Raw genomic sequence first — 232 nt, forward strand, 5'->3', positions numbered from 1 at the left:
TGCTTAAGGTGTATCAGAACGTTGAACTGGCTGTGAAACAGGTCAGCAAAGTTAAAACGTATGATGCGGTTCGGGATTTGGTGATGCACTACCTGCAACTGGTGCACATGGACAATGCCCATGACAAACGGCCGGATGAAATTTACGGCGGCATGAAGCAACGGGTCGGTATTGCCCGGGCGATGGCGATGAAGCCGAAAGTGCTGCTGATGGATGAACCCTTTGGGGCACT

1 protein-coding gene is annotated in these 232 nt (G+C 51.7%); it reads left to right on the forward strand.

Annotated features, from left to right (window positions below):
* On the forward strand, positions 1–232 hold a 232-nt coding region (locus tag ACYP03_RS28280; RefSeq protein ID WP_459782973.1), incomplete at both ends, for an ATP-binding cassette domain-containing protein.

The sequence above is a fragment of the Photobacterium sp. R1 genome (assembly GCF_054600795.1).